We start from the raw sequence: 23,474 nt of genomic DNA on the forward strand, positions 1-23,474 counted from the left end.
AAATATATATGCTGACGATAATAGACAAGTATATTTTAAAAAGATATTTAGCCACTTTTTCGGTGATGATACTCTTATTTATCCCAATCGGAATCGTAATTGACGTTTCGGAGAAGGTAAATAAAATGTTAGAGAACAAAGTCCCATTTACGGATATTGCGATCTATTATTACAACTTTACAGTCTATTTTGCGAACTCATTATTCCCGATATTTTTGTTTTTATCGGTGATCTGGTTTACCTCAAAATTGGCAAACAATACCGAAATTATTGCCATTTTAAGTTCGGGAATTTCCTTTACTCGATTTCTGAGACCTTATATTATCGGTGCAAGTATTGTATCTGTTTTTGTGTTGTTAATGGGATTTTTTATTGTTCCTGCAGCCAGTGAGGGTTTTAATAATTTTAGATATACTTATCTGAAAGGAAACGGGAAACAGCTCATGCGGGGTGAAAACACCAACGTATTCAGACAAATTAACGACAATGATTTTATCTATGTCAATAGCTTTAATGAAGAGTCTAAAACAGCCTTTAATTTTACGTTAGAACATTTTGACAAGGACATGCTGACGTATAAAATCACAGCAAGTCGAATCAAATGGGATCCGAAAAAGAAAATTTACACGCTGTACGATTACACCAAAAGAACAGTCGGTGAATTAAATGATGTCATTGAAAAAGTTCCTGAAAAAAATGTAGCCTTTAAATTTGAATTGGAGGATTTAACGCCTGTAGTTTATATTGCCGAAACTTTAAGTTTAGGGAAACTGTATAAATTTATTGATAAAGAAAAAAAACGGGGTTCAGGAAATATAAATACTTATTTGGTAGTACTTTATAAAAAATACAGTGTTCCGGTATCCGCCTTTATTTTAACAATTATTGCCGTGGCAGTTTCTTCAATGAAACGTCGTGGAGGAATGGGGACCAATCTGGCGATTGGAATTGCAATTGCGTTTTCTTTTGTGTTTTTTGATAAAATATTCGGAACCCTTGCCGAAAAATCTACTTTCTCACCTTTATTTGCTGTTTGGTTTCCGAATATGGTTTTCGGAATTTTAGCAGTTTACCTATTACGTAATGCGAAACGATAATTTAAAAAGTTACTTAAATTTACACTTAATTGTTTTTATTTGGGGGTTTACAGCCGTCTTGGGCGCTTTAATTACTATTGATGCTGAGAATCTGGTTTGGTACAGAATGCTTCTTGCCGGTATTTTTTTAGGATGTTTTATTGTTTATAAAAAGCAATCTTTTCGGGTTCCGGTTAAAGAATTTTTCAAACTCATTTTTGTCGGGCTTTTGATTGCCTTACATTGGGTTTTCTTCTTTAAAGCGATTCATATTTCCAATGTTTCCATTACACTTTCTATATTTTCACTCGGAGCTTTTTTTGCCTCTTTATTGGAACCCATCTTTTTCGGGCGTAAGATATTATGGTATGAAGTTTTTTTCGGACTTATAATTATTGGCGGATTAGCTTTGATTTTACAGGTAGAAATTAAATATTTACAGGGCGTTTATTTTGCGTTGGCGTCTATAATTCTGGGCGTATTGTTTACGCTTATGAACGGAAAATTAATTAGCAATCATGAGCCTTCCGTAATTACTTTTTATGAGTTTGGAGCCGGTGTTTTTTTTATTTCCGTTTATTTTTTATTTAAAGGAAAATTTAATGCTGATTTCTTTACAATGTCAACAAACAACTGGATTCTGTTATTTGTTTTGGCCTCCGTATTTACAGCCTATGCTTTTACCGCTTCTGTAAAAGTGATGCAGCGATTAACGCCTTATACGGTGATGTTAACCACTAATTTGGAGCCTGTTTACGGAATTGTTCTGGCCTATTTTATTCTTGGAGGAAAAGAAAAAATGAGCACGGAATTTTATATTGGAGCGATAATAATTGTGATTACAGTTATCCTAAACGGCGTTTTTAAACATTATCAAAACAAGGAAAAAGTATAGTATTTTACTTATTTTAAAATTGCATTTTTACACATTAAACAATATTTAATTCTCCCAATGATATAATATTTTTATATTTGCGGTTCGATTTACAAACAAAATTCAAAAATCCATGGAATATTTAGATTTTGAGCTTCCAATAAAAGAACTTGAAGAACAGTTAGAAAAGTGCGTTATAATTGGAAAAGAATCTGACGTTGATGTTACGCCTACTTGTAAAGAAATCAACAAGAAACTAGAAGAAACCAAGAAAGAAATATATAAAAACCTTACGGCTTGGCAGCGTGTACAATTGTCAAGACACCCGAACAGGCCTTATACACTTGATTATATCAGAGCAATCTGTGGTGATACTTTTTTAGAACTTCATGGAGACAGAAGTTTCAAAGATGACAAAGCGATGGTTGGTGGTTTAGGAAAAGTTAACGGACAGTCTTTTATGATTGTAGGTCAACAAAAAGGATACAACACCAAAACTCGTCAATACCGTAATTTTGGTATGGCAAACCCTGAAGGATACCGTAAAGCTTTGCGTTTGATGAAAATGGCAGAGAAATTTGGTATTCCGGTTTTGACTTTAGTAGATACTCCCGGAGCCTATCCTGGTTTAGAAGCAGAAGAAAGAGGTCAAGGAGAAGCTATTGCCAGAAATATTTTCGAAATGGTTCGTTTAAAAGTGCCGATTATCACTATTATTGTAGGTGAAGGTGCTTCCGGTGGAGCTTTAGGAATAGGGGTTGGAGATAAAGTTTACATGTTAGAAAACACTTGGTATTCTGTAATTTCTCCGGAATCTTGCTCTTCTATTTTATGGAAAAGCTGGGAATACAAAGAGCGTGCAGCTGATGCTTTAAAATTGACTTCATCTGACATGAAAAGACAAAAATTAGTTGACGATGTGATTCCGGAACCATTAGGAGGAGCACACTACGATCGTGAAACTACTTTTAAAACAGTAGCAGAATATATTACTAAAGGATATAATGAATTGAAAGACTTATCAACAGCCGACTTAATTGCCCAAAGAATGGACAAATATAGTCAGATGGGGGAATACAAGGAGTAAATTCTTACAAAATTATTTAAAATCCGAAGCCTTGTCGTTTCGGATTTTTTTTTGGTTATCAACAAAAAAAACTTATTTATAAACAATTAATAGTTATAACTCGATAGCATTGTTTTTTTTAATTTTGCTACTTTCGCTATATGGAAAATTTCAAAAATGTATACCCTGCAAAGGCAGATAAATCCGCAGTCATTAATTTAGAGAAAGGAAAACTTCCTCCTCAAGTGCTTGATTTAGAGGAAGCTGTTCTTGGTGCGATGATGATTGACAAAAAAGGGGTGGATGATGTAATTGATATTTTACAGGCTGATGCTTTTTATAAAGATGCACATAAATTTATTTTTGAAGCAATTGTGCAACTCTTTACTGAAACACAACCAATTGACTTGTTAACCGTTTCGACTCAGCTGAAAAAGAATGGAAAATTAGATTTAGCAGGAGGAGATTTTTATTTAATTCAACTTACACAAAAAATTGCCTCTTCGGCGCATATTGAATTTCACTCTCGTATCATACTTCAAAAGTATATTCAGAGAAGTTTGATCCGAATTTCTTCTGAAATTATTGAAGAATCGTATGATGAAACAACCGACGTATTTGACTTATTGGATAAAGCAGAATCTAAATTATACGAAGTAACTCAGGGAAATATTAAACGAAGTTCAGAAACGGCTCAGAGTTTAGTTTTACAGGCAAAGAAACGTATTGAAGAAATTGCAGGTAAAGAAGGTTTGAGTGGTGTTGCAACAGGATTTGAAAAATTAGACCAGATCACCTCAGGATGGCAACCGAGTGATTTAATTATTATAGCCGCCCGTCCAGGTATGGGTAAAACCGCATTTGTACTTTCGATGGCACGTAACGTAGCTATTGATTATGGACATGCGGTGGCCGTTTTCTCTCTGGAGATGGCTTCTGTACAGTTGATTACGAGGCTTATTTCGTCAGAAACAGGATTGTCTTCTGAGAAATTAAGAACAGGAAAACTGGAGAAACACGAATGGGAACAACTAAGTACTAAAGTAAAAGATTTAGAGAAAGCGCCGCTGTTTATTGATGATTCACCTTCGCTTTCTATTTTCGATTTACGTGCAAAATGCCGTCGTTTGGCATCACAACACGGAATTAAATTAATCATTGTCGATTACTTGCAGTTGATGACAGCTGGAGGAAACGGAAAAGGAGGAGGAAGCCGTGAACAGGAGATTTCGACTATTTCCCGAAACTTAAAAGCATTAGCAAAAGAGTTAAACGTTCCGGTAATCGCACTTTCACAGTTGTCCCGTGCGGTTGAAACCCGTGGATCCAGTAAAAGACCTTTACTATCGGATCTTCGTGAATCCGGAGCAATTGAGCAGGATGCTGATATCGTTTCGTTTATCTACCGTCCTGAATATTATAAAATTGAAGAATGGGATGATGACGAACAATCACCTACAGCTGGTCAGGCTGAGTTTATTATAGCCAAACACCGTAACGGTAGTCTTGAGAACGTACGATTGAAATTCCTTGGACATTTAGGTAAGTTTGATAACCTCGAAGACTTTACAGGTGGTTATGACGATTTGCCTTCTAAGATGAATCACGACGATAATCCATTCGCTACTAAAAGTTTACCATCACCAAATGAAGCGTTCGGAAGCAATCTGAATGAAGACGATGACGACAGCGATGTTCCTTTTTAAATCGTTTAAAATCAATAAATTGTAAATAAAAATCCTTATAAGTTTAGTGACTTGTAAGGATTTTTTTTGAATTGATAATTAGCCAGTTCTCAGTAGTAATTTTACACGATTATATTTCTTATATAAAAATTAATTCGGTAGTTTAGCATAACCATTTAACAAATCTAATACTATTAACTAATTCTAATTTGTAAACTATGAATGAAGAAACTTTTCCGAATCCTATTCAAGTTCCATTAGCTACAGCCGAAGCATGGGAGAAAAGATACGAGGAGGACAAAACCATCGAAGAGAATGACAAAAAAGTAAAATCTTTTTTGATTCCAAGAGAAAGTTTAGAACTAGTTTTGCAACTTGATACCGAAGCCGTTCGTGCTTATATCGGGATCAATGATCAAAAAGAGAAAACTTTACTTTTTGTGGGAGCAAAACTAGATGAAAAAACTGGAAAATACATAGACGTTTACGGGCCACCACCTACAGCAAATAAAGGTCTGGACTCAGCCGGAGATGTTGTCTATGACGGCGTGCGTCCTAGTCCACCTTATTGATTTTAAATAGGATATGTAAAATTATGGATGATTTTTTAATATACTTAGTTTACGTACTTCTATTTTTAAATCTCATTTTTTACAGCATTAGCTTTTTTCGAAAGGAAAAAGCTAATGTTTTTTTTGTATGGTATATAGTATCTAGCTGCATTATGCAATTTTCAATGGAAGTCTTATACAGACTGGCGATTCATAATCTAATAGTAGTAAATACCTTTTTTATAATACAATTTATTTTACTGGGATTGTTTTTTAAATCACTTTTTACAAACAAAAAACAAATAATGTACGTGCAGTATAGTATGTACTTGGGTTTGTTTTTAATAGCTTGTCAATATGTGTATGATTACAATTTGTTGTTTGACTTTAACTTATTTGCAATTTCGCTGACCTCACTTTTATTGGTTTGTTATGCGTTGATGCATTTGTACAATCAACTGGCGACTGAAAAAGTATATTATTTTATAACAATAGGTATTATAATTTACATGCTACCAAGTACTGTTCTGTACTTAATAGGAAATTTGACTGAGAATTTAAGTGAGGATTTTAAATACATTTCGTGGCAATTGAATGCTTGCTTGGTTATTGTGCAGCAAGTATTGTACTTATACGAATGTAAAGTGAGCTTTTTGAAAAAAGAAGCAACTCTGAAAATTTAAAAATTTCTGTTATTCATTAAATAACAAAAGAAAATAATAAAAAAAAACAATTTAAGCGCTACCATCGTAGCGCTGTTTTTTATATCTACATGCCAGAAGTAAAAAGAATCAAGTCCAAAAGTTGTGAAGAAATAAAAATCTCGCGAAGGCGCAAAGTCGCGGAGTTAATAAATCAATACAAAAACTTGACGGCTCAGTGTATTTGCGAGAAATAAAGTCTGGAAAATCAACAACAAAACAACCATCAAGAGCTGTTAATGCTAATGCCATGGAGGTGATTTACACAAATTACTCCACAACTTTTTGACTTGATCCAATAATAGAGATTGAAGGGATCACGTTTTCGCTGCTTTAGTTCAAATCTATTATAGTTGATAAAGGATGTACAACACCCATTGATGTGTTTTTTAGGATTGAATTCAAAAGCTAAAATAACTACTGTTTTAACAGGTTTAGATAGTAACAATACCGTAAAAGAATGAACCGCAACGTCAAATAAATTGTCTGTGTTTAGGATACCCCGCCTATATCCTCCTTGAATAGTGATCCTGAAAATGAATAGTAAGATTGTCTAGTTGCTTTTAAATTAATGATATTTTAATAGAAAGTAAATGTTCTGTTAAACCGATTTTAACCCAATTTAAACTAAATCAACCATGAAAAAAATTACTTTATGCGCTACTTTGATAGCGCTGTTTTTTATGACATCATGTCAAAAAGAAAACACTCAGGAAGAAAGCAAGGCTATGTCTAAAGAAGAAAAAGAAAATTGGCAGACTGCAAATCTGGATGCTAAGTTTGCAACTTCTCAAAAGAAAGTTACGGCTTATTTGTTCTCGACCAGTGAAATGGCAACACTGGTTAAAACCCCCAATATTAAAGAAGTTCGTTTTCTTCTGGGGTATGCAGACAATACGATTCAGATTAGTATAATCGGTGTCGATAAGTCTGGAAAGGAATTAGGTATCGTCAATCCTACCATACTGAAAGAATCCAATTATCAAGAGAAACTAAGCAGGCTTAGTGCGTTGTCTATTAGCGAAACAGAGATGAGATCACCGGTCGTAGAAGAACATTTGTTGCTCCCAAAGGATGCTCTTGCAGGTATTGAAGCCTGGCAGGAAAAGCTAAAATCGGTTTCTGATCTGAACGAAATAACTTCTTATGAGGGATCACGTTTTTGCTACTTTAGTTTAGAAGCAGATGTTGTAGCCGCTATGGTGGATCATGAGGATATAGTAAACATTGGCTTGTTTTTAGGATTAAATCCAAAAGGCAAGGTTACTACGATCTTAATTGGATTGGACAAAAACAATGCAGTAAAAGAGTTTGCTCAGGGGATAACTGGGGGAATTAATATTGCTGTCAGTATTTTTGATGGTGTCCGCCCATGTCCGCCCTACGGAAGTTGTAAATCGCATTAATAATTTTGAGATTCAGAGGGAGTTTTAAAGACAAACAAACTCTGGATTTTTTTTAATTTAACCCTAACAAAGAATAAACTATGAAAAAAGCAATTTTAAGCGTTGCATTAGTGGCGCTGTTTTTTATGTCTTCCTGTCAAAAGGAAAGTGCTCAGGAAGAGAGCAAGGTTGTGACAACAGAACAAAAGGAAAACTGGCTTACGGCTACTTTGGATTCGAAATTTGCAAGTTCACAAAAACAGGTTACGGCCTATTTGTTTCCGGCAGATAAAATGGAGGCATTAGTAAAAACACCAAATGTTACAGCTGTACGTTTTGTGTTAGGTTATGCGGATCATACGATTCAAATTAGTGTGACAGGTGTTGACAAATCCGGCAAAAAACTAGGAACCGTAAGCGCAACAGTATTAAAAGAATCAAATTATAGCGGTAAGCTGAGTAAACTTAACCAGTTGACTGTTAGCAAAACCAACAAAAGAACGACGTTATTAAACGCACATTCATTGTTGCCTAAAGAGGCTTTCGCAGGTATTGAAGCCTGGCAACAGAAATTGAGTGCTGTTGCTGACTTAGAAGAGGTAACTTCTTATGAGGGAGTACGTTTTCGTTATTTTAGTTTAGAGTCGGAGGTGATTCTAGCGATGGTAGACAGCGGAAATGCAGCAAACATTGGTTTGTTTTTAGGACTGAATACAAAAGGAAAAGTAACCACTGTTCTGATCGGTTTAGACAAAAATAATGAGATCAAAAAAACAACACCGACATCAAAAGAGGCGGCAGCTGTTTATGATTTTTCACAACCATGCCCGCCTACAGGAGATCCGGCCGATTTCGGGGGTTTATAAGCCATAAAAAAGAGTGAACTGGAATAAATCTCTGTCAGGGGTAAAATTCTGACAGCGATTTTTATTTTAAGTTTTTTGTATGTTGCCTTTAAAATTAAGTAAAATACAATACATTTGGTTTTTAGAGTAATAACTGATAAAAAAGAATGGAATGTTAACGGTAGTTTCCACAAGTTTAATTTCAATTCCGGAAAAAGAGATTGTGGTAATCATATTGTACACCTCTCTTTTTTTAATGTTGATGGCAATCGCTTTGGTTGTATTTTTCTATTTTTCAAGGAAAAAAATTATTGAAGAAGAAGTAGAAAAGAAAAATTTAGAAATTCATTATCAGAAGGAACAGCTGCTGGCTGTAATACTTACTCAGGAAGAAGAGCGTAAAAGAATCGCTCAGGATTTGCATGATGACATTAGTTCTAAACTGAATATAGTATCTTTAAACAGTCATTTATTAAGTGCTCCTAACTTAACGGAAAAAGAAACGTTAGAAATTACGGAGAATATTATCAATCTAACTGCAAAAGCGTTAGAGAATTCAAGAAAGATTGCCCATAATTTATTACCCCCTGTTTTCGAAAAATTTGGACTTCATGCAGCAGTTGAAGAATTATGTGATGAGTTTGAAAGCTGTAAAGTTATCAAGGTGTCTTACAAAAATGAAATTGAGTTTGATCCTTTAGAAATGGACCGCCATTTACATGTTTTTAGAATTTTGCAGGAATTGATGAATAATTCCCTGCGACACGGAAAAGCCAATGCAATCAAAATTGGTTTTAAAAGTGAAAATCAGATGAATGTTTGCCATTACGAAGATAACGGAGTCGGTTTTGATGCCGGGAAATTAGAAAATCAGAAAGGACTTGGCATGAAAAATATTGACAGTCGGGTATCATTTCTGAACGGAACAATTAAAATAGACTCTCAAATTGGTAGTGGTATTGCGGTAATGTTTACTTTTTAAAGTCCATTTTGAAATAAAAAGCATTTTTTTTCCAATAAATACAGGCATTTCGCTGTTTTTCAATGCATATTTTGTAATTTCGGTATACTAAAAACGACCAAAACCTAGTAAAAAAATGAGTAACGCTATTAAAATTGCTTTAGTCGATGATGAAGTTTTATTCCGGAAAGGAATTTCTTTTTTACTGCAAAAAGAGGATAATATTGAAATTATTTTCGAAGCTTCAAATGGGGAAGACCTTATTTTTTGCTTAGAAGACTATGAAATAAAGCCGGACATTATAGTCATGGATTTAAAAATGCCTATTTTAAATGGGGTTGAAGCCACTAAAATTATTCGTAAATCCTATCCGGATATTAAAATAATCGCTTTAACCAGTTACGATACAAAATCGTTTATCGCTAATATGATACAGGTTGGTGCTGTTGCGTATTTAATAAAAAACACCACTCCAAAAGATCTAATCCATACCATTAATGAAGTATCACGAAAAGGATTTTACTACAGTCAGACTGTTTTAAGAACCATTCAGGATACCATTATTTCCTCAAAAAATAATAAGTCAAACTTAGAAACCGGTTTTCTGTCCCCTAGAGAAATAGAAATTCTTCAACTTATTTGCCTGCAAAAAACAACTTCTGAAATTGCAGATCAACTTTTTTTAAGTCCAAGAACTGTAGAAGGACATCGTAATAATTTATTGCTTAAAACAGAATCCAGAAATATTGCCGGATTAGTAGTATATGCAATTCAAAACGAAATTGCGGTTTTAAATATTTAAGTTTAGCTTGCTAAAAATTGAATCGATAAAACATAATACAGGATTATAGTCAGAACGAGTGCACAAACACCTATTCTTCGAATTATATTTATTTTTTTTTGTTTATTGTTGCCTTCATTGGATCTCATAGTTAAATTCTTCATCGATATAGTAAAAAATGGTTATTTTGGTCAACAAATTTAATTAGAAAGAGTTGTTAAAATACAGGTGTTTTTACGTGATTTTGTTATTCTTGTAGCAGTTTACTGATTTTATTGGGAAACGGAATAAATTGACGATGCAATTGTGTTTTTTACAGCTTCCTTTATATCTTTACTAAAATAATTTTCTGATGAATAAAAGCCTAGTTTATATTGTTGTACTTCTGTTTTCATTAACCGCTAAGGCTTCGTTTATTCTATTGCCGATGGATGAAACGACACAGCAAAATCATCTGAAAGCATATGGAATTACCTATTGGTGTTTGAGTAAAGATTACAAAGCCAGTTGGTTGCTGAATTATCGGGGAGGCTCCTTTTTATTGCCCGATGTAGAGGAAATCCGTAAAGAATGTAAAATCAGAGGCGTTAGTTTTGAAATAATTTCAGATGCAGAAGAAACTTCTATTTTAAACGAAATTTCCAGCCCTTCACAAAATATGGAATCGGTTGTTTTGGAAAAAGCGCCAAAGATTGCAGTATATACACCAAAAGGAAAACAACCTTGGGACGATGCTGTGACCTTAGTTTTAACGTATGCCGAAATCCCTTTTACCCCAATTTATGATGAGGAAGTTTTGAGTGATCAATTGCTTCTTTACGATTGGTTGCATTTACATCACGAAGATTTTACAGGTCAGTATGGTAAATTTTATGCCGCTTACAAAAATACTCCATGGTATATTGATCAAAAAAGTGATGCAGAAGCATTGGCTACTAAATTAGGTTATCCCAAAGTCTCTCAGGAAAAAGGAGCAGTGGCAAAAAAAATACGTGATTTTGTTATCGGTGGAGGATTTATGTTTGCCATGTGTTCTGCAACGGATAGTTTTGATATCGCACTTGCTGCAGATGGAGTTGATATTTGTGAAGCGATGTTTGATGGAGATGCCAGTGAACCTAATTATCAATCAAAACTGAATTATTCAAATTCGTTTGCCTTTAAAAATTTCACACTAGAAAGAAAACCTGAAGTATATGAGTTTTCAGATATTGACATGACTTCCAAACGTAGAATCCCGATGGAAAAAGATTACTTCTCATTGATGGAGTTTTCTGCAAAATGGGATCCGATTCCGAGTATGTTATGTCAGAATCATACGCAATTGGTAAAGGGTTTTATGGGACAAACCACCTCTTTTGATTCCTCTTTTATTAAATCCAATGTGTTGGTAATGGGAGTTTGCGAGCTAAATGGAGAGTCCAGATACATTCATGGTGAAAAAGGAAAAGGAATGTTTACCTTTTTTGGCGGACATGATCCCGAAGATTTTCAGCATCAGGTAGGAGATCCACCGACCGTTTTAGACTTACATCCTAATTCTCCGGGGTATCGATTAATTTTAAATAATGTATTGTTCCCTGCAGCGAGAAAGAAAAAATTGAAAACCTAATTCTATTTAACTGAAAATTCCAGCCAAACTGGAATGTGATCCGATATTTTTCGGGCTTCTTTTAAGGAATTAAATTTTTTATAAAACAAAATTACTCCCGAATTGAGGTGAGATAAGGAATTGGTGCTGTAAAAGATATTATCAAATTCTGATGCCAGGCAGGTTTCTCCTTTGCACTTTTGTTTTAAAGTGGTTTTTTGGTTTTGAAAAACGGGAGAGTACCCCATTTTTTTTAAGGGATTAAAAACAGTATGCGACTGTGGACAATTATAATCACCGGCAAAAATTAAGTTTAAATTAGGGTATTGTTGTGGTAGAAATTTAAAGTACTTTATTTCTGTTTCCGGTTGCTTGCTTTTGGTAATCGCATGAAAATTAACTACTGTAATCGTTTTTTTACCAATTTCGAAACTGGCAAAATAAGGCTCACGATCAATTTGAAGACCGTATTTTTTTTCAAGCCAGGTATTTCCTTTCAGTTGGACTTTATTGATTTTCCAAATAAAAGCATAACGCTCTTTTTTATAGCTGCTGCCACTGGTAGGATCACTGATGCGATAGTCCCATTTTGAACCTTTTTTATTCAGGACACCGGCCAATTTTGCTACTGCCTGAGCGCCACCATAACCCGCCACAACTTCCTGAACAACAATAATATCATAGTCGCGAACCGTATTGGCGATAAAATCTAATTGAGATTCTGTTTTTGATTTTCCAAAGTTCTCGATATTCCAGGATAGAATTTTTACCTGAGAAAAGGATTGAAAAGTTACAAGTAGAACAAAAAGGCAGAGAATGTTTTTCATGAAAAGGGGAAAGGATCAAATATAGCGTTCTAAAAGGGCTACTTTGTTAAAAAAGAGGAAAAACTTTAAAGACAAATTCTTTTAAATTCTCTTGTATCTGTTTTTTAATGCAGTTGTTATAATTAGTATTTGCAAAACTAAAAGAACAGGGATAAAAATGATATTCCAATTTACTTTTAGCCATCCTGCTTTCTCTGATAGAAAGGCAAAACAAATTACAAATACAAAGCCAAGTATCATACCTTTTATGGCAGTTTCATTTTTGGATGTACTAGTGTTTGAGATTAATTTTTGAATTTGATTTTTCTCTAAATTAGTAATACTGTATTTCGACTTCATTCGTAGTTTAATAGATTCTGCTGCAAATTTAAAATTATAAAAGCAGAATTCCTTACGTAAACCCGTAAAAATAATGCAACTATATCAAGCCAAGATCTTTTGCAATAGCGATCAAATGTACATTATTGTTCGCTTTAAAGAATGTCTTTAATTTATTGATTCTTTTTTCAATACTGCTGGTGCCGTTTGGTGTTATGGATACGTTTTTAAATTCACTTGAAATATTTTCTAAAGTATAACCCTTCGCCAGCAGTTTCAAAATTGAAATATCATACGACTCAATTTCAATTACAGCTTTGTCACTAAAAGTGGAAGAAAGATTAGAGGATACTATTTTTTCTTCATTTCTGAAAGTTCTTTCAATAGCCTTTTTTAGTTCATCGATACTATTTCTTCCTTTTGAAATATAAGCATTAATGGCTAAGTCATTAAAAAGAGATTGTATGCGATAGGACTTATCTTCTATGGAGAATATAATTTTTTTTATGGAAGGCTGTACTTTATTTATTGCAGCTATAAGTTCCTCTCCCGAAGATAATTTTACTTTCCTGTGATCAGATTTAAATGATAAGTCGCTAATTATTAAGTCATAGGGGTCTTTTTCGGCTATTCCCTTTTTTATTTTTAGCAGAGCATCATCGCAATATTTTACATGATCAATTATTGGAATATTTAAATCTTCCAAAACCTGAATAACAGTTATGCTTATGCTGTCTAAATCTTCTGCAACTAAAACTTTTTTAAACATATTTATATTTTTTATAAATGAAAAGTAAAACTTAATTTGAACCCACTTTGAGAGTAGGTGTCAAAAATAAGAGTTCCATTGATAGTTTTTATACGGCTTTCCACATTTTGTAGTCTATTTTTTAAGGCAGTGTTGTTTTTTGTAGTCCCAACGCTGTTATTTGCGTAAGTTACGATTATTTTTTTGTCTTTTATTTTAAAAGTTATACTTGCCAGAGTTGCTTTACTATGTGTTTTCATGTTGGTAAATAACTCTTGAAGTGCTCTGTAGAGAATTATTTTTTTGTTTTTATCGATTTGTTTCCACGGAATCGTATCTAAACCACTTGAAAAAATATTGATGTCCTGGGTTTTAAATTCAGAAATCATTTCTTTTAAAATCAAAGTATAATTTTCGTCGGTTAGTATACTGCTGTTTTCCTTTGAAATGTTTCTCGTTCGGGAATAGATGACCTCTAGATTATTTAGTAACTGCTCTTTGTTTTCCTCGCTTTCCAGATTTTCGGTGCTTGCAAATAGAATCAGGTTGTAAATGTTGTTAGAAAGCTCACTTTTTAGTTTTGCAGAGATGCGCATTTCACTCTCATAGATGGCGTCGTTTTTTTCTCTTCTTCCTTTTAATATTAAATAAGAGGAGAGAAATAGTAAAATAACCAGAATGAATAAGATCAGGATATACGAAATGATGTTCCGGTTTTTCTCTCGTTCCAGTTGTAGTTTATTTTCTGCCTTTTGAGTTTTGAGTTGTAAATTTTCCGCTTTATCTAGTTTTGAATCATATTTAATTTGAGAAAATTGATTTTTCGTTCGCAGTCTCACCTCTTTAATACTATCAGAAAGCTGTATATAGTCAAGAGCATACTTTTTTTGTTGAGGCCCGGTACTGCATTTTACAAGTGCACTTAAATATTGGATTCTTTTGGTTGTGTAATTATTGCGACAAGAGATGTCATAAGCCAATTTAACATGTTTCGATGCATATTTTGGATTGCTTTTTAAATAATAAAGATAGATAAACCAGTGATTGAACATGATCCCTTCCTGATTTTTAATTTGTTGATTGATTTTCAAACTCTCATTAAAACATTCCAATGCTTTAGGATTGTGCGTTTTGTAATAACAATGCCCCAGATCGTTTAGTACCATGGCATAATTGGTCTCGTCGATATTTAAATTTTCGGGGTCCGTAGTATGTTTCGCAAGAAGCGGTAAATAGATTTCTATTGCATCAATGTATTTTTCCTGATCACAATATACTAGTGCTATATTATGCAGTGTCTGGTTTCTTTGTAAGGTAGTGGATGTATAGTTTAATGCTTTTTGATGGTGCAAAAGAGCATTTTTTAGATCGTACGAAGTATGGTAATTATTGGCCATAATCGTATAAACCGTCCATTTGTATCCACGATTTGTTATTTTTTCCAGATAAGGCATAGTCTTGGTCAGATAAGACTCGCTTTTAATAGGGTTGCCCTTAAAATGTTGAATTTCTGCCATACACGTCAAAGTATAAACAAATTCTTCAGGATTTCTTTTCGGGTCAATCAAGGGTAGCACCTTATTAAAGTAATAGTAAGCACTATCTCTTTTTTTAAGATCGAGTAAAAGATCTGCAGTATCAATAATTTTCTTGATCTGAGTAGTAGTTTTTTCCTTTTTGCGATTGATCCAATTCTCTTTTTTACAGGAATGCAGAGATAAGATAATCAATAGTACAGTAATTATTTTAAATAGAAGAGGCAGTAGTGGCCGTCCTTTTGTAGAAATATCCATGTTTTTATTAGTGGTATAAAGGGAGTTTAATAAAAACTTTAAAGCCTTCTTTTGGATTGGAGTCAAAAGTAACGCCTCCTTTTATAGTAGCAATTCTATTTTCTATATTTTGTAGTCCATTTTTAAAACCTATTTTTTTAAGATCAATACCCTGTCCATTATCAGCGTAATTAATAAGGATAACATCTGTTGTCTTTTTTATTGTAATCCCGATTAAGGTTGCTTTACTGTGTTTTTTCATGTTTACAAGCAATTCTTGCAGGATTCTATAGATGTTTATTTTTTTTGTTTTTTCAATTTCATCCCACAATATGGTATCTAAACCACTTAGTACAATAGTGACATTTGAGGTGTTAAATCCGGAAATCATATCCTTTAAAGAAATGATGTAATTGATGTCGGTTATGATTGGACAGTTTTCTTTTGAAATATCTGTTGTTCGGGAATAAATATCAGTAAGACTATTTATTAAATTGTTTTTGTTTTCGATTATTGAAAGATCTCTGTTTTCAGCAAAAGCCATAGCATGATAAACATCATTGGCAAGTTCGTCGTGTAGTTTTTTTGAAATGCGGGTTTCGCTGTGATAAGTCGCTTTTAGTTTTTCTCGATTGGCTCTTGAATTTAGATAAAAATACAGAATCAGGATCAGGACTAGAGTCAGTAAAATAATGATGTATGAGATGTTATTTCTTGTTTCCTGTCCTTCTAGCTGTAGTTCATTTTTTATTTTTTGAGCTTTAAGTTTTAAGTTTTCGTCCTTTTCTTTTTTTGAATCGTATTTTATTCTTGCAAATAAATTTTTTGCTTTCTGTTTGACTTCAGAAATACTGTCTGTTAATTTTACATAGGTAATAGAATTTTTCTCTAATTCTTTACCGGAATCATTTTTTATAAGAAAAGCAAGAACTTTTAATGTCTGATCAATGCAATCTGAATTACGATGTTTTTCGTAACTCAATTTCGCGTATTTTATTGATAAAGGCAGGTGGCTTTTTTGATAGTATTCTGCAAGATGGTAATAGGTTTTACCCAATTGATAAGCGTCTTTTAGTTCAGATTTTATTTCCAAACTTTTAGTATAATACAAAAGAGCTTCTTTTTTTTCAAGTTTAAAATAGCAAAAACCGATATTGTCCAGTATTCTGGAGTATTGCTCACGATTTTCCTGAACACTTGTTGAACTGCTTAAAGGAAGTAAAAGTTGTAAGCAGGCATTGTATTTTTTTTGTTTTATAAAAATAGCTCCGATATTATTTTTTGTAGTTAACTTTTTAACGACGCCAGTGTTTAAATATAATGCTTTATAAAAGTAGGATAGTGCAGTGTCGTAGTTGTAAATGTTACTATAGTTAGTGCCTAGAATAGTATATATTTTCCATAAAGAATCCGGATTTTTCAGACTGCTTAAAAGTGGAAGGGCTTTGACTAGAGTAGTTTCACTGCCAAGGAAATCGCCCAAAGTTTGCTGTATGTCGGCCATATTCGTTACGCAATACGCATAATCACTAATGGGGTTATTAGGAGTACAGTTAATTTTAGCTTTATTATAATAATAGAAAGCACTGTCAAGTTGTTTGGTTGTTCTGAATTTATCAGCTGTCGCAATCAGCTGTCGAATTTCAGGATTAGGTTTCGTTTTTTGTGTGATAGCAACAGGCTTCTTTTGACAAGAAGAGAAAACAACGAGAGTAAGGAGTATAGAGAGGTAAGTGTGTATTCTTTGTGGTATCATTGCGCCAAAAGTAGAAAAATCTGTCAAATGACAATACGTATAAATACGGTATTTTAGATTTTTTTTTAAATGTATAATATCTATTTCTCATATACAGTTATATACAAACAAACCCTCACAGGTGAGGGTTCGCATTAGTATTTTTTTTGTAAAAATTATCTTTAAAATTATACGGCTCTTAAGCCTGTAGTAATTCCAATTCTATTCCAGGCATTGATGGTGATGATCATCATTATAATTTCGGCAAGGTATTTTTCGTCAAAAAAGCGAGCAGCATTTTGGTAAACTTCTTCAGAAACATGATTGCTTATCAAGGTGACTTCTTCTGTTAATGCTAAGATCGCTTGTTCTTCTTCGGTATAAACATCAGCCTCACGCCATGCGCTTAATAAATAAATGCGCTGTTCGCTTAAACCCAATTTGCGGGCGTCTGTCGTATGCATATTGATGCAATACGCACAACCATTAACTTGGGAGGCTCTAATTTTGATTAATTCCTTATGAATAGGACTTAATGATGTTGAAGCGATGTATTTTTCTAAGCCTAACATTGCTTGGTATGCTTCCGGAGCTACTTTTGGAATAACTATTCTTGGTTTCATTGTACTTGTCTTTTAAAGTTTGATACAAAGTTCAACAAAATCAGCTTTAGAAAACTTGAAGTAGTTCAAGAAATGAAGATTAAATTTTACCGGATCTGATTTTACTCATAAATTCAGCTGAAAAATCTAAGTAGGAGGCAAGCATATACTGAGGGATACGTTGTACGAATTCCGGAAACTGATTGTTAAAATGATGGTATCGTTCTTCTGCCGACATCGTAAATAAAAACTTGATGCGCATTTGAGCTGCTCCAAAAGACTTCTGAGATACAATTCTAAAGTAACGTTCCAGTTTAGGAATCTGAAGTAATAGTGATTCAAGTTCGTTTTTTTCAATAGCAATGACTTCACAATTCTCAACCGCCTGAATATAAAAATGCGAAGGAACATGATTGTGATAGCTTAAATAATCAGTAATCCACCAGTTTTCAATTCCAAATTGCAACGTTTGTTCAGTTCCTTTGGCGTTAATAATGTATTGTCTAATGCAGCCTTTTAGTATAAAGTACATTGTATTGCAAACTTGTCCTTCCTGTAATAGACACTCTTTCTTTTTTATTTTAGACAAACGTAAGCAAGACTCCAAAGTATTGATCTCAGAAGGTTCTAATGTGATATATTTTGCGATATGAGTAAGAAGAGGTTGGTACATGCTGCGTTTTACTTTTGTGTAAATATACTTTTTAAATTTAATCTCTTAGAGGTCGTTTTTTTTTTAGTTTGTATGAAAAAGGAGTATTCGTTCGGCTTTCTTTTAATAAATGATTTAGTTATAAAAAATCATTTCAAATTTACTGTTTACTTTAACGCCAGCGGCGGTAGCAGCTTTCCAGTCTGCATTTTCAATATAATTTTTTAGTTGACTATTTATGTAATCAGAGAATTTTTGGTTTTCTGGATTTGTAAATTTAATTTCTATTTCGATGTCTGAAATTTTATCGTCTCTCCTAATGATGAATTTTGTATGTGCTCTAAAATCTGGTTTATCGATGCTATGTATAAAATGCTTTGGGAATTTAAAAAGGGCAAAAAAATCTTTTTGTATTTCATTTTTTTGCTCAAGAAATTCTTTGGCTTTTGGATATATCAAGCAATAGTCATCTACGTCGTATGGGTATTCAAAAGTATCATTTAGTTTACTTATCACATATAAGCTATCGGCAGTTTTCTGGATTTTTTGAGTGAAGTTATGGCCATATTTTAGATTTAGTAATTCATTCGATGCTTTGCAATAGCAGTTGGTTACTAATTGAAATCTTTGGTTGTCATTCTCTCTCCAAAAGTTTGATAGTTCTTCTTCGTCAGAATCTAAAAAAGCGATGCCTTTTTTCTTGAGTAATTCGTTTAAAAAAGGATGATGGCGATTTGAATTCGAGTCGATGTATCCTTCGGGGGAGATGTGGTAAAAAGTTTCTCTTGATTTGAAATCTTTTTTAGCTCTCTCAATTTGAGCAATACAATTTAAATCTCGTTTATCAATTTGCCCAATTATTGTGTTGAGAGTATTTTTATTAGGCTTGTTCTCTTGTGCGTTGATGATAAAGACATGTGTTAGTAATAGTAGAAGTAAAGATTTTTTCATGGTGTAAGATAATCTTTTAATCTGTTTATAGTTTGGACTAAAATTTCTATACAAGCAAAAACCCAGTCAATTGACTGGGTTTTCTATGATAAGTAAGTAATCTTAAATTGAGTTTATAAAACGTTTATTTTACTTTATTAAGAATAGCTTTGAAAGCTTCAGGGTGGTTCATAGCTAAATCTGCAAGAACTTTACGGTTCAATTCGATTCCGTTAGCTTTAACTTTCCCCATGAATTGAGAATAAGAGATTCCTTCTAATCTAGCTCCAGCGTTAATACGTTGAATCCATAAAGCACGGAAATTTCTTTTGTTCTGTTTTCTGTCACGGTAAGCGTAGCACATTGCTTTCTCTACCGCATTCTTAGCAACTGTCCAAACGTTTTTACGTCTACCAAAGAAACCTTTGGCTTGCTTCATTATTTTTTTTCTTCTTGCTCTTTTAGCAACTGAATTTACCGATCTTGGCATAATTTTAATGTGTTTTTGTAGCAGGCGTCCTGAATTAAATCAAAGGAACTTAATGGCCATACTCCAAGGTTATATAAATAATTTTTAACCGAAAGAATTATTAGATAATTCTTAATTGTTGTTTAATGCTTTTCATATCTGTTGAGTGAACTAGCGCAGAGTGTGTCAAAGCTAATTTACGTTTTTTAGATTTTTTAGTCAAGATGTGACTTTTAAAAGCATGCTTTCTTTTAATCTTTCCAGAACCAGTAACTTTGAAACGTTTCTTGGCGCTAGATTTTGTTTTCATTTTAGGCATTTTTCCTAGTGTTTTAATTTATTCTTACTTACTTATATCTTTGTTTCATGTTTAAAGTTTCAGGTTGTAAAACTGAATACTGAAACTGTAAACTGAACACTATTTCTTTTTCTTCGGAGCAATGAACATAATCATTCTCTTTCCTTCTAACACAGGCATTGCTTCTACTTTACCGTGCTCTTCTAAATCGGTTGCCAAACGTAATAATAAAATCTGACCTTGATCTTTATAGATGATAGAACGACCTTTAAAGAAAACGAATGCTTTTAGTTTTGCTCCTTCTTTAAGGAATTTCTCAGCATTCTTTCTTTTAAATTCGTAATCATGCTCATCTGTCTGAGGACCAAATCTAATTTCTTTTACTACAACTTGCGTTGACTTAGCTTTTAAAACCTTGTCACGTTTCTTTTGTTCGTAAACAAATTTCTTGTAATCCATGATTTTACAAACCGGCGGCTCAGCGTTTGGCGAAATTTCAACCAAATCCAATTCGAATTGATCCGCTAAACGTAAAGCTTCAGCAAGCTTAAATACACCTGGTTCGATGTTCTCGCCTACTAGTCTTACTTCTTGTACACCACGAATATGATTATTTATTCTGTGTGCATCTTTTTTTTCTACTCGAGGTTGGTAACCTCTGTTGCTTCTTATTGCTATGACTTTATAATTTAAGTTAAACTGTAAAAACTTTTAATGTCTTTTTTATTTCTTCGTTTACAATAGCGACAAATTCATCAATTGTAACTGTAATATTCCCTTTTCCTTCTTGACCATGGCGACGAATAGAAATTGTTCCGTTTTTCTCCTCTTCCTCACCTACAATAAGCATAAACGGTATTTTTTGCATTTCTGCATCTCTAATTTTCTTACCAATAGTCTCACTTCGGTTGTCAATTAGGGCGCGAATTTCGTGATTTTCTAGCAAATCTAAAACTTTTTTAGCATATATTTCGTATTTCTCGCTCAAAGACAAGATAATAGCCTGCTCAGGTATTAACCATAGTGGGAAATTTCCTGCAGTATGCTCTAGCAAAATAGCGATAAAACGTTCCATAGATCCAAAAGGAGCTCTGTGAATCATTACAGGTCTATGTAATTCGTTATCAGCGCCTTTGTAAGTCAATTCAAAACGCTCTGGTAGGTTATAATCAACCTGAATTGTTCCTAATTGCCATTGTCTGCCTAAAGCATCTTTTACCATAAAGTCAAGCTTCGGACCGTAAAAAGCAGCCTCACCATATTCTATTACAGTGTTTAGCCCTTTGTCAGCTGCAGCGTTGATAATGGCATTTTCAGCTTTCTCCCAGTTTTCATCAGAACCTATGTATTTCTCTCTGTTTTCCTGGTCTCTTAAAGAAATTTGAGCTGTAAAGTTTTCGAAGCCTAATGAACCAAATACATATAATACTAGGTCAATTACCTTTTTAAACTCTTCGTCCAATTGCTCTGGAGTACAGAAAATGTGTGCATCATCCTGAGTAAAACCTCTTACACGAGTCAATCCATGTAATTCACCCGATTGCTCATATCGGTATACAGTACCAAATTCTGCATAACGCTTCGGTAAATCTTTATAAGACCAAGGTCTTACATTGTAAATTTCACAGTGATGAGGACAGTTCATAGGTTTCAATAAAAACTCTTCACCTTCGGCAGGAGTATTGATTGGCTGAAAACTATCTGCACCATATTTTGCGTAATGTCCAGAAGTAACATAAAGCTCTTTCTGTCCAATATGTGGAGTTACTACTTGTTCGTATCCGGCTTTCTTTTGAGCCTTCTTTAAAAATTGTTCTAAACGATCTCTAAGTGCTGCTCCTTTTGGTAACCATAAAGGTAAACCTTGTCCAACTTTCTGAGAGAAAGCAAACAATTCAAGTTCTTTACCAAGTTTACGGTGGTCACGACGTTTGGCTTCTTCAAGAAGTTCCAGGTATTCAGTTAAGTCTTTTTGTTTAGGGAAAGAAGTTCCGTAAACACGAGTCAGCTGTTTGTTTTTCTCGTCACCACGCCAATAAGCACCTGCAACACTCATGATTTTCATCGCTTTGATGATACCGGTATTTGGTATATGTCCACCACGACATAAATCAGTAAAAGTGGAATGATCACAAAATGTAATAGTTCCGTCTTCAAGGTTAGAAATCAATTCTGTCTTGTAAACGTTGTCTTTGTACATTGCTAAAGCATCTGCTTTGCTAACTGGACGCATTTTGAATTCATGTTTCTCTCTTGAAATTTCAAGAACACGATCCTCAATCTTTTTGAAGTCAGCATCAGTTATCTTTTGATCTTCGAAATCTACATCATAATAGAACCCGTTTGAAATTGCTGGCCCAAGAGTCAGTTTAATTCCAGGATAAAGTTCCTCAAGAGCTTGCGCCATTACGTGAGAAGTCGAATGCCAGAAAGCTTTTTTTCCTTCCGCATCATTCCAGGTATATAAAATAAGACTACCGTCGGTCGTCAATGGAGTTTCGGTTTCTATTGTTGTACCATTAAAAGACGCAGAAATCACGTTTCTTGCAAATCCTTCACTAATGCTTTTAGCAACCTCCATCGGAGTTACGCCTGAGGCAAACTCTCTAATTGACCCGTCGGGTAAAGTAATCTTAATCATTGTTTATAATTTTGTGAATGCAAATATAGCGCATTACAAAAACACTTACAATATGTAAGTAGAAGTTTATATGTATATATAATTAGTAAGGCTTTTGTCGTTCTAATGTATTGCTGGATAATTTAAGTTTTGAATCTCGAGGCTTTTTAATAGCTGTAGGTTTTTTATTTATGAATGGATTTGGTAGAGGAGGAGTGTTTGGTGGTAGGTTTGATTCTAATCTTTCTTTGCGTTTTTGATGTGGAATCAGGTTGTTGGTAGATTTTCTTTCTGGTTATGTAGGTGGTAATGGTTTGTATTCCACAACCCGACAGGTTTTTAAAACCTGTCGGGTTTGTTTGTTAAAGAGAGTAAGGTAGAGAATAACAGTTGTCCTTTATATATAGGTATAGTAAATAAGCTGATAAGTGAGTGTTCTGGTGAAGCCAGAGTTTATCATCTTCAAAGCTAAAATAAGAAAGCATCCAGCTTACAAAAGAAGTTATAGATTCCCTAAATCAGATACTATAATATATTAGGAGTAATCATATCCTTAATAATACACCCTCAACCCGACAGGTTTTCAAAACCTGTCGGGTTTGTTGTTTAAAGATCCTAAAATTAAAAAGCACCCAGCTTACAAAAGAAGTTATTGGTTCCCTAAATCAGATACTATAATATATAGGTGTAATTAGATCCTTAATTATACACCCTCAACCCGACAGGTTTTTAAAACCTGTCGGGTTTGTTGTTTAAAGATCCTAAAATTAAAAAGCACCCAGCGTACAAAAGAAGTTATAGGTTCCCTAAATCAGATACTATAATATATAGGAGCAATCATATCCTTAATTATACACCCTCAACCCGACAGGTTTTTAAAACCTGTCGGGTTTATTATTCTAAATCCACAAGCCCCAACATCAAAAAAAAGAAGAAACTTAGCGTCTTTGCGTCTTTGCGAGACTATCCAGAGTAAAGAGAGAGCCC

Annotated in this window: 22 protein-coding genes; 11 read left to right on the top strand and 11 right to left on the bottom strand. The window is 33.7% G+C overall.

Annotated elements, in window-relative coordinates; translation table 11 throughout:
• Nucleotides 1-8 precede the first annotated feature (8 nt).
• The 11 genes from ACHRV5_RS15365 to ACHRV5_RS15415 all read left to right on the top strand — a co-directional run bounded on the left by ACHRV5_RS15365 (nucleotide 9) and on the right by ACHRV5_RS15415 (nucleotide 11,537).
• Complete coding sequence (locus ACHRV5_RS15365; RefSeq protein ID WP_047773826.1) at nucleotides 9-1,097, top strand: LptF/LptG family permease; 1,089 nt, start codon at nucleotides 9-11, stop codon at nucleotides 1,095-1,097.
• Nucleotides 1,084-1,971, top strand: a complete 888-nt coding sequence (locus ACHRV5_RS15370) for a DMT family transporter (RefSeq protein ID WP_047773824.1) — start codon at nucleotides 1,084-1,086, stop codon at nucleotides 1,969-1,971. The genes ACHRV5_RS15365 and ACHRV5_RS15370 overlap by 14 nt, the downstream gene beginning before the upstream one ends.
• A gap of 112 nt (nucleotides 1,972-2,083) precedes the next feature.
• The gene (locus ACHRV5_RS15375; RefSeq protein WP_047773822.1) at nucleotides 2,084-3,037 is read left to right on the top strand and encodes an acetyl-CoA carboxylase carboxyltransferase subunit alpha; all 954 of its coding nucleotides are present in this window, start codon (nucleotides 2,084-2,086) and stop codon (nucleotides 3,035-3,037) included.
• Between the two features lie 140 nt (nucleotides 3,038-3,177).
• Complete coding sequence (gene dnaB, locus ACHRV5_RS15380; protein WP_047773821.1) at nucleotides 3,178-4,722, top strand: replicative DNA helicase; 1,545 nt, start codon at nucleotides 3,178-3,180, stop codon at nucleotides 4,720-4,722.
• A gap of 197 nt (nucleotides 4,723-4,919) precedes the next feature.
• A complete protein-coding gene (locus tag ACHRV5_RS15385; protein ID WP_047773819.1) occupies nucleotides 4,920-5,273 on the top strand; it encodes a hypothetical protein in 354 nt (117 codons plus the stop codon).
• A 164-nt stretch (nucleotides 5,274-5,437) separates the two neighbouring features.
• Complete coding sequence (locus tag ACHRV5_RS15390) at nucleotides 5,438-5,935, top strand: hypothetical protein (protein WP_047774439.1); 498 nt, start codon at nucleotides 5,438-5,440, stop codon at nucleotides 5,933-5,935.
• A 656-nt stretch (nucleotides 5,936-6,591) separates the two neighbouring features.
• Nucleotides 6,592-7,359: a hypothetical protein gene (locus ACHRV5_RS15395; RefSeq protein WP_395427342.1), complete on the top strand. Its 768-nt coding sequence runs from the start codon at nucleotides 6,592-6,594 to the stop codon at nucleotides 7,357-7,359.
• Nucleotides 7,360-7,439: 80 nt separating this feature from the next.
• Complete coding sequence (locus ACHRV5_RS15400; protein ID WP_395427343.1) at nucleotides 7,440-8,204, top strand: hypothetical protein; 765 nt, start codon at nucleotides 7,440-7,442, stop codon at nucleotides 8,202-8,204.
• Nucleotides 8,205-8,355: 151 nt separating this feature from the next.
• Nucleotides 8,356-9,165: a sensor histidine kinase gene (locus ACHRV5_RS15405; RefSeq protein WP_230003022.1), complete on the top strand. Its 810-nt coding sequence runs from the start codon at nucleotides 8,356-8,358 to the stop codon at nucleotides 9,163-9,165.
• 115 nt (nucleotides 9,166-9,280) lie between these two features.
• Nucleotides 9,281-9,946: a response regulator transcription factor gene (locus ACHRV5_RS15410; RefSeq protein WP_047773813.1), complete on the top strand. Its 666-nt coding sequence runs from the start codon at nucleotides 9,281-9,283 to the stop codon at nucleotides 9,944-9,946.
• A gap of 331 nt (nucleotides 9,947-10,277) precedes the next feature.
• Nucleotides 10,278-11,537: a hypothetical protein gene (locus ACHRV5_RS15415; RefSeq protein ID WP_047773811.1), complete on the top strand. Its 1,260-nt coding sequence runs from the start codon at nucleotides 10,278-10,280 to the stop codon at nucleotides 11,535-11,537.
• Between the two features lie 2 nt (nucleotides 11,538-11,539).
• On the opposite strand, the gene ACHRV5_RS15420 is transcribed toward ACHRV5_RS15415, so the two are convergent.
• From ACHRV5_RS15420 to thrS, 11 genes are all read right to left on the bottom strand, one after another.
• Nucleotides 11,540-12,343 (bottom strand): endonuclease/exonuclease/phosphatase family protein, encoded by an 804-nt coding sequence (locus tag ACHRV5_RS15420; protein WP_395427344.1) that lies wholly within the window; start codon nucleotides 12,341-12,343, stop codon nucleotides 11,540-11,542.
• Between the two features lie 418 nt (nucleotides 12,344-12,761).
• Nucleotides 12,762-13,430 carry a DUF5932 domain-containing protein gene (locus ACHRV5_RS15425; protein ID WP_230003019.1) on the bottom strand — a complete coding sequence of 223 codons (669 nt, stop codon included), beginning with the start codon at nucleotides 13,428-13,430 and terminating at the stop codon, nucleotides 12,762-12,764.
• Between the two features lie 11 nt (nucleotides 13,431-13,441).
• On the bottom strand, nucleotides 13,442-15,202 hold the full coding sequence (locus ACHRV5_RS15430; RefSeq protein ID WP_395427345.1) for a hypothetical protein: 1,761 nt from the start codon (nucleotides 15,200-15,202) through the stop codon (nucleotides 13,442-13,444).
• 7 nt (nucleotides 15,203-15,209) lie between these two features.
• Entirely contained in the window at nucleotides 15,210-16,937 is a 1,728-nt protein-coding gene (locus tag ACHRV5_RS15435; protein WP_395427346.1) for an ATP-binding protein, read from the bottom strand.
• 167 nt (nucleotides 16,938-17,104) lie between these two features.
• On the bottom strand, nucleotides 17,105-17,539 hold the full coding sequence (locus ACHRV5_RS15440) for a carboxymuconolactone decarboxylase family protein (protein ID WP_047773803.1): 435 nt from the start codon (nucleotides 17,537-17,539) through the stop codon (nucleotides 17,105-17,107).
• A gap of 79 nt (nucleotides 17,540-17,618) precedes the next feature.
• Nucleotides 17,619-18,191 carry a Crp/Fnr family transcriptional regulator gene (locus tag ACHRV5_RS15445; RefSeq protein WP_395427347.1) on the bottom strand — a complete coding sequence of 191 codons (573 nt, stop codon included), beginning with the start codon at nucleotides 18,189-18,191 and terminating at the stop codon, nucleotides 17,619-17,621.
• A gap of 114 nt (nucleotides 18,192-18,305) precedes the next feature.
• A complete protein-coding gene (locus ACHRV5_RS15450; protein ID WP_395427348.1) occupies nucleotides 18,306-19,121 on the bottom strand; it encodes a hypothetical protein in 816 nt (271 codons plus the stop codon).
• Between the two features lie 124 nt (nucleotides 19,122-19,245).
• Complete coding sequence (rplT, locus tag ACHRV5_RS15455) at nucleotides 19,246-19,590, bottom strand: 50S ribosomal protein L20 (protein ID WP_047773802.1); 345 nt, start codon at nucleotides 19,588-19,590, stop codon at nucleotides 19,246-19,248.
• Between the two features lie 100 nt (nucleotides 19,591-19,690).
• Nucleotides 19,691-19,888, bottom strand: a complete 198-nt coding sequence (gene rpmI, locus ACHRV5_RS15460) for a 50S ribosomal protein L35 (protein ID WP_007810722.1) — start codon at nucleotides 19,886-19,888, stop codon at nucleotides 19,691-19,693.
• A 99-nt stretch (nucleotides 19,889-19,987) separates the two neighbouring features.
• Nucleotides 19,988-20,539, bottom strand: a complete 552-nt coding sequence (infC, locus tag ACHRV5_RS15465; RefSeq protein ID WP_082210583.1) for a translation initiation factor IF-3 — start codon at nucleotides 20,537-20,539, stop codon at nucleotides 19,988-19,990.
• Between the two features lie 22 nt (nucleotides 20,540-20,561).
• Entirely contained in the window at nucleotides 20,562-22,508 is a 1,947-nt protein-coding gene (gene thrS, locus ACHRV5_RS15470) for a threonine--tRNA ligase (protein WP_395427349.1), read from the bottom strand.
• Nucleotides 22,509-23,474 lie beyond the last annotated feature (966 nt).

Source organism: Flavobacterium sp. FlaQc-52, assembly GCF_044007495.1.
Classification (GTDB): Bacteria; Bacteroidota; Bacteroidia; order Flavobacteriales; family Flavobacteriaceae; genus Flavobacterium; species Flavobacterium cupriresistens.